Source organism: Moorena sp. SIO4E2, from assembly GCF_010671945.1.
Classification (GTDB): Bacteria; Cyanobacteriota; Cyanobacteriia; order Cyanobacteriales; family Coleofasciculaceae; genus Moorena; species Moorena producens.
Genome location: NZ_JAAHIE010000378.1, coordinates 1 through 7,352, shown reverse-complemented (window position 1 = coordinate 7,352; position 7,352 = coordinate 1). Strand labels below are relative to the sequence as shown.

The window sequence follows — 7,352 nt, the reverse complement described above, 5'->3', positions numbered from 1 at the left end:
CACAACAGAGGCGGTTGACTTGGTCGTAGTTGCCTTTGACTGCCATTAATGTGGGGTTGTAAATCAGAGTGCCCATCACTTTACCCGCTTCCAGGTCAGCAGGGATAAACACGCAGCAGTCGAGTCCAGCATGAGCTGCGATCGCAGCAGTAGAATTCGCTAAGTTTCCAGTACTAGCACAGGATACCGTTGAGAAGCCTAACTCCCGTGCTCTACTTAGAGCTACTGATACCACCCGGTCTTTGAAGCTGAGGGTGGGCATGTTGACCGCATCATTTTTAATGTAGAGATTTTTTAACCCTAAGCGTCTAGCCAAGCGAGTCGATTTCACTAAGGGAGTCATTCCTGTACCCACATCAATATAGTTATCAGTGGCAAGGGGTAAGAAAGAACGATAGCGCCAGATGGATTTCGGACCTGCCTCAATGCTTTGCCTGGTTACATGGCGTCTGAGGGTACCGTAGTCATATTTTACTTCCAACGGACCAAAGCATTCCTCACAAACGTGCATTGCCTTGGGCTCATACTCCGCACCACACTCTTTACACTTCAACTTGGTAAATGCGGTAGATGCCTGGGTTTTGGGAGTAATTGTGGCTTGGCTCATGGGTATATCTCTAATTACGCTCTCTAATTACGTTCAGTCAAGACTTGATTAAAAGTAACATACCTCAAAATGTCCGTCAAACATACCCGACTTTTTTAGTCGGGATTAATTGCAGGGGTTAAAGATTAACCATTAACCAGTCAAAATTACTGTCAATTGAGATACAAACGTTTGGTTCGATTAGTGATACACGGCTGTGTGTAGGCAAGAGGCAAGAGGCAATAGGCAAGAGGAACCCACCCCTAACCCCTCCCAGGAGGGGAAGGCAAGAGGCAAGAGGAACCCACCCCTAACCCCTCCCAGGAGGGGGAGGCAATAGGCAAGAGGAACCCACCCCTAACCCCTCCCAGGAGGGGAAGGCAAGAGGCAAGAGGAACCCACCCCTAACCCCTCCCAGGAGGGGAAGGCAATAGGCAAGAGGAACCCACCCCTAACCCCTCCCAGGAGGGGAAGGCAAGAGGTAAGAGGCAAAAGTTTACTACAACAGCGTTTCAGCTTGTATCAATGTCCTCTTAATACGTAGTGCTATAGCTGATCGCTGATCGCTGATCGCTGACGGCAGCGCAATGGTTCTAGCTTCCTTGACAAATCAGCTCATAATATGCTATTTTAGAAATAGAGCTTATTATAATAAAGCCGGGTAAGCGCAAGAAAAATTAAGCAAAAATGTGATATGCGGCAAGGATAATGACCATGGTAAGCCTTGATTATCATAACTATTGCGCTTAGTTATCACTATTTTTAAGAATAATTTCTTGAGTCTTGCCCTTGCCCTGTATCATACAGTTGAGGTTAAAAAAAGTGGCTATGGAAAATACAGAATCTAACCAAAATTCTGAAGATCAAGTAGTAGAAAATACATCTGGCGATACTAACCCCTTAGGGGACGCTCGCTCCGACTCTCAGGAAACAGTAACAACTCCTGAAGAAGCTGAAGTAAAAGCTGAATCGAGTGATGAAAATGTCGAAACAGATAATCAAGACACTAAAGAAATTCCCGCACCAGAATCTAATCCAACTACTAGTGAGCGTTCTCCAGGAAAAACCGATAGAGGTTTATAATCCAGGAGTTATATTCTTGGGCGAGAATTGACCAACTCAGCCGGGAGCATGTCACCTTTGTAATTAGGTACATAGATCCCCCCTAACCGGGAGCATGTCACTTATGCAGAACATTTGTACGCTTATCTGGGTAATAGGTAATGGGTAATAGGTAATGGGTAATAGGTAATGGGTAATAGGTAATGGGTAATAGGTCATCAGGGGAGCATGTCACAAATGCCGAATATTTGTACATTATCTATAGCCCCCTCATGGGTTTAAGCTTGCTCTAATGGTACATAGTACTTTTGTTCTGCAACTTTGACCTGCTCCCCCCCTAACCCCCCTTAACTAAGGAGGAAATTAGATAAAAAAGTGCTGCTGATGAAGGATAGAATTAGATAAAAAAGTGCTACTGATGAAGGAGGAAATTAGAGCAAAAAGTGCTACTGATGAAGGAGGAAATTAGAGCAAAAAGTCCCCCTTATTAAGCACGGAATTAGATGAAAAAGTCCCCCTTATTAAGGGGGATTTAGGGGGATCTCAATCAGGAATTAACAAAACTGGAACTCCTTCAATAAGTATTAAGAGAATGCCATGACCTACAATATATATGCGCTGCTGGTAGCTATTGATGAATATCCCAGTCCTGTTCCTTCTTTGAATGGCTGTGTTAATGACATCCTAGGAATACAGGAATATTTGCAAGGGCGGGTCGCTGTAGATGGAGATAAACTTCACATCCGCACACTCTTGAATCGAGATGCTACCCGTCAGGCAGTTGTTGATGGTTTTCGGCAGCATTTGTGTCAAGCTAGCGCTGAAGATGTTGCTTTCTTTTACTATGCGGGACATGGTTCTCAAGAGCAAGCTCCACAAGAGTTTTGGGCAATAGAGCCGGAACGATTGGATGAAACATTAGTCTGTTATGACAGTCGCACTGAGGGAGGTTGGGACTTGGCGGATAAGGAGTTAGCCAAGCTAATTTCTGAGGTAGACGAGAAAAACCCCCACACTGTTATTATTTTAGACTGCTGTCACTCTGGTGCTGGCACCCGTGGCGGACTAGAAGCAGAAACAGCAGTTCGTAAAACTTCCACCGACAAACGCCAGCGACCCTTGGAGAGTTTTATTTTCTCCTTGAGTGAAACTGACAAATTATCAGCTGCCCTCAGCCCAGAAAAAAATCCTAGTGCTTGGAGTTTCCCCACAGGAAAACATATCGTCCTAGCCGCTTGTCGAGATAGTGAGACGGCGAAAGAATTCAACAGCAATGGCCAACCAAGAGGTGCGTTTTCTTACTTTTTGCTGGATACCTTGAAGAAAGCCAATGGTAGCCTGACTTATCGGGATTTATTCAAGCGTGTCAATGCCCTAGTCCGCAGTAAGATCACCGCCCAATCTCCCCAAATCGAAGCTACGGAGTTGAGTGATTTAGACCAACCTTTTCTGGGCGGTGCGATCGCTAACCGTACACCCTACTTTACTGTCTTCTATGACAAAAACCACGACTGGGTGATTGATGGTGGTGCGGTTCACGGCATTTCTCAACCTGTTGGGAATGACACCACAATACTGGCATTATTTCCCTTTGACACCCCTACAGAGCAACTACGTGAACTCTCAACGGCAGTAGGTGAGGCAAAAATTGTGGAAGTAATGCCGCAGCTGAGTAAAGTTCAAATTAGTGGTATTGGGGATTTAAATCCCGAAATGACCTGGAAAGCAGTCATTACCAGTTTGCCCCTGCCACCGAAAGGGGTTTTATTGTCAGGAGAACCAGCTGGTGTAGAATTAGCCCGTACCACCCTGCTCAACACTGGTCACAATCAGCCCTCCCTGTATGTTCGGGAAGTGGCAACCCCTGAAGCTGCAGAGTTGAAATTACTGGCTCGTGACGGTAACTATTTAATTACACGACCAGCGGATGACCGTCCTCTAGTGGCTGCCATTTCCGGTTACACCGATGCCACTGCCTTGCAGGCGATTAAGCGATTAGAACATATCACCCGTTGGCTGAATATCACTGAACTTGCCAGCCCAGCCACCAGCCGCATTCGCCCCGATGCCGTGCAAATGCTGATTTACCAGCAGGATGGGCAACCTTTGCTAGATCCTCAAATTCGCCTGGAATATCAACAGGAAAATGGCAGGTGGCGATCGCCCAGATTCAAAATTAAGCTCAAAAACACCAGTAATGAGCCGCTTTATTGCGCCCTGCTCGATTTAACCGACCGTTACGCCGTCTCAGCTGAGTTGTTAGATGGGGGCGGAATTTGGCTGGAACCAAGGGGGCAAGAGGGAGATGAAGCCTGGGTTAATCGCGGCAATCCAATTTATCCTGAAGTCCCCAAACAACTATGGCAAAAAGCGGGGATTACGGAAGTTAAAGATATTCTCAAACTGATTATCTGTTCGACCGAATTTGATGCCACTTTGCTCCAACAACCAGAACTTGACCTACCACCACGTCTTTTGCCTACACCCCGTTGCGGTAATGGTACCCTGAACCGCCTAATGCAAAGGATTCCAGCTCGTGACCTCCGCAGCAGACCAGAAGAAGACGAAATCTATGATGACTGGTTAACTAGCCAAATTAGCATTACTACCGTGCGTCCTCTACACAGTACTCCTATTCCCACAGGGGACGAGTCTGTCTTTCTGGGAGTAGGTTCCACCCTATACGCCCATTCCGAATTTAGAGCAAAGGCACGTCTAACTACTGTCACCCAATCAACCAGGGATTTAGGTAATCATATGTTACCACCGATACTGCGGGAGGACGATCCGGGCATTGAGTCCTTTGAGTTTACTAGCAGTCGGGGAACGGATCCTGGTTTAAGCGCGCTGGAATTAACTGAGGTAGAAAATCCGTCAGCGGTTACAGCCAAAAATCCCCTGAAAGTTATTGTTGATCGACCCCTTGCTTCTGATGAACAACTGTTACCCATTAGCTACGATGGGGAGTTTTTCTTGCCTTTGGGACGGGCTCGGTCTACCCCGGAGGGCAAAACGGAGATTTTACTGGAACGGTTAACAGAACCAATTAGTGAAGGTAGCCGCAGCTTGGGGGGTTCGATCCGAATTTTCTTCCAAAAAGTAGTGTCTCAAAAACTGGGGCTAGAGTTTAATTACCCAATCTTGGCAGCAGCGGATGTCACTGCGTCTGGAGTGGTCAACTATACAAGAGATGTTGAACAAGTCAAGTCGCGGGTTGCCCAAGCTCAACGCATAGTCCTTTACATACACGGTATTATTGGTGATACCGAGAGCTTGCTGCCCAGCCTTCGCTCCGCCCAGGTTGAGGTAGATGGAACACAAAAACCCCTGGCCGAATTGTATGACCTGGTACTCAGCTATGATTATGAGAATATAAATACCTCAATTGTAGAGAATGCTAAATTGCTGAAGCAGAGACTACAAGCTGTAGGGTTAGGGGAGAACCACGGTAAAATTTTTCACATTGTCGCCGACTCTATGGGAGGGTTGGTTTCTCGTTGGTTTATTGAACGAGAAGGAGGTAATCAGGTGGTTGGGCATTTAATTATGATAGGTACACCCAATGCTGGTTGCCCTTGGTCTACGGTTGAAGATTGGGCATTAGCTACCTTAAGTATCGGTTTAAATGGGCTGTCAGAATTTCCTTGGCCAGTATCAGTGATGGGGATTTTGGTTCAGGCGATTAACCGGTTTGTTGATGAGATTGAAACTATTGATATTTCCCTAGACGAGATGCATCCCTGTTCTGAGTTCTTGGAACAATTAGCAGCAAGTCCCGACCCCAAAGTACCTTACTCAATTATTGCTGGTAATACATCGATTATTCCTGCCGCCCTGAAAGCAGAAGCCAATCAAACTTCTAGTCCCTTGCAACGACTAATGCAGAAGTTATTTGATAAAGCTGTAGCTATGGCTTTCTTTGAGCAACCCAATGATATCGCTGTTACAGTACAAAGTATAAAAAGCGTAGGTTCAGACCGGACTCCACAACCGCAAATCCAGGAAATCGGCTGCGATCACATGGTTTACTTTACTGAACCGGTGGGGTTAACTGCCCTCTCCCAGGCAGTGATTCAAGCCCTAGAAAATAACTCTGATTTAGGAGCTACAACTACTACAAAAACTACTACTGTGGCAAATCCTGTGGTTAATGATATTACTAATAATTCTTCAGGGAACAAAGCACTGAAATGGTGGATTATTGGGGTTGTTGGGGTATTATTCGCGGCTATTCTGGGTTGGCTGGTATTAAAGCCATCCAATAATACCGAACCTAGTAATCAATCTCAACTAAGCGATAATTTAGGTCAATCATGGGTCAGCGGTCAGCGGTCAGCGGTCAGCGGTCAGCATTCAGCCGTCAGCGGTCAGCGGTCAGCGGTCAGCCGTCAGCTTAAAATAAACCTCATTTGGGAGAATTTAATAGGTAAGCATTCAGCGGTCAGCGGTCAGCGGTCAGCGGTCAGCCGTCAGCCGTCAGCGGTCAGCGGTCAGCCGTCAGCCAAAGGCTCACGCTGCTTGAGGTGCTTTCCATAACTCAGATTAAACTAATGCTTACCTGTTGTCTTGATGCAAAGCGCGAGTGGGGGAAACCACGCCAGTTGCTCATGGGGGGAACCCCCAAGACCGCACTGGCTCCCCAAGACCGTAATGGTGCCCTTGACCCGTAATTAAATTCGCCACGGGTCGCACCTCTGCATCGCTTATTCAAAAGCTCTTCCCTTTGCTTACCCTATGCCCATAAGCACCTCAAGTAGCCTGTCCATAGCCCATAAGCTGATAGCTGATAGCTGATAGCTGATAACTGATAGCTAATGGCTGATAGCTGATAGCTAATGGCTGATAGCTGATAGCTGATAGCTGATGGCTGATAACTGATAGCTGATAGCTGATAGCTGATAGCTAATGGCTGATAGCTAATGGCTGATAGCTGATAACTGATAGCTGATGGCTGATAGCTGATGGCTGATGGCTGATAGCTGTTCGCGTAGCGTGCGCGTAGCGCTTAAGCTGATAGCTGATAGCTGACAATTGCTTTCACCAAATCTTGCTCATTTTTAGCACAAACCCCGCCAGTTCCGGAGCACCGCTAACGGTTTCAGGATTGTCCAAAATCTCTGGTTTGTGATCACGACGATAAATGTAAATTTTCCGGTTTTGGCGGTCGATTAACCAACCAAGTGATGTGCCATTGTCAAGGTATTCTTGCATGTTGTCTTGCAAGCCACTGAGTGTATCGCTGGCGGAACGTAACTCGATCACAAAGTCGGGGCAAATGGGGGCAAAGGAAGCTTTCTGTTCCTCGGTTAAGGCATTCCAGCTCTCCAGTTTAATCCAACAAGCATCTGGAGAGCGGATCGCTCCATTGGGCAAGGTAAAGCCGGTGCTGGAGTCAAAGGTTTCACCCGTACCGTCGAGATCAGCCCAGTTAGCCAATTGTTGAGCAATTTTCAGATTCCGATTGCCTGTATCGGAAAAGACTGGGGACATAATCACAACTTCTGGGCGACCGAAGAAGGCGCTCAAAGGAGTGAAGGTTCCGTAACCTTCCGATCAGCTAGGGTTCAAGCGAAGTTCCCACCCAAAGGGGCATAACGAGATGGATATCAACGGCTCACAAGCTGAGGTACTCCCGAATTGTTATGTCTCACAGCTAGAGGGTAATGCGTAACCAGAAGCATATACCGCATGATAATGGAACGTT

General features: G+C 46.7%; 5 protein-coding genes and 1 pseudogene. 2 read left to right on the top strand and 4 right to left on the bottom strand.

Annotated features, from left to right (window positions below; all coding sequences use genetic code 11):
* Positions 1-607 (bottom strand): pyridoxal-phosphate dependent enzyme (locus F6K37_RS27815; RefSeq protein ID WP_287253648.1); only part of this gene is annotated, 607 nt, incomplete at its 3' end.
* Positions 608-1,414: 807 nt separating this feature from the next.
* On the opposite strand from F6K37_RS27815, the gene F6K37_RS27810 reads away from it, so the two are divergent.
* Positions 1,415-1,669 (top strand): hypothetical protein, encoded by a 255-nt coding sequence (locus F6K37_RS27810; protein WP_287253646.1) that lies wholly within the window; start codon positions 1,415-1,417, stop codon positions 1,667-1,669.
* 97 nt (positions 1,670-1,766) lie between these two features.
* On the opposite strand, the gene F6K37_RS27805 is transcribed toward F6K37_RS27810, so the two are convergent.
* A complete protein-coding gene (locus F6K37_RS27805; RefSeq protein ID WP_154659939.1) occupies positions 1,767-1,904 on the bottom strand; it encodes a hypothetical protein in 138 nt (45 codons plus the stop codon).
* A gap of 341 nt (positions 1,905-2,245) precedes the next feature.
* Here F6K37_RS27805 and F6K37_RS27800 point away from each other — a divergent pair, with 341 nt between their 5' ends.
* The gene (locus F6K37_RS27800) at positions 2,246-6,184 is read left to right on the top strand and encodes a DUF7379 domain-containing protein (RefSeq protein ID WP_287253645.1); all 3,939 of its coding nucleotides are present in this window, start codon (positions 2,246-2,248) and stop codon (positions 6,182-6,184) included.
* Positions 6,185-6,550: 366 nt separating this feature from the next.
* On the opposite strand, the gene F6K37_RS27795 is transcribed toward F6K37_RS27800, so the two are convergent.
* Both F6K37_RS27795 and F6K37_RS27790 read right to left on the bottom strand, forming a co-directional pair.
* Positions 6,551-6,679 (bottom strand): hypothetical protein, encoded by a 129-nt coding sequence (locus tag F6K37_RS27795; protein WP_287253643.1) that lies wholly within the window; start codon positions 6,677-6,679, stop codon positions 6,551-6,553.
* Between the two features lie 6 nt (positions 6,680-6,685).
* Positions 6,686-7,150 (bottom strand): annotated as a pseudogene (locus tag F6K37_RS27790) (Uma2 family endonuclease); the annotation flags it as partial.
* Positions 7,151-7,352 lie beyond the last annotated feature (202 nt).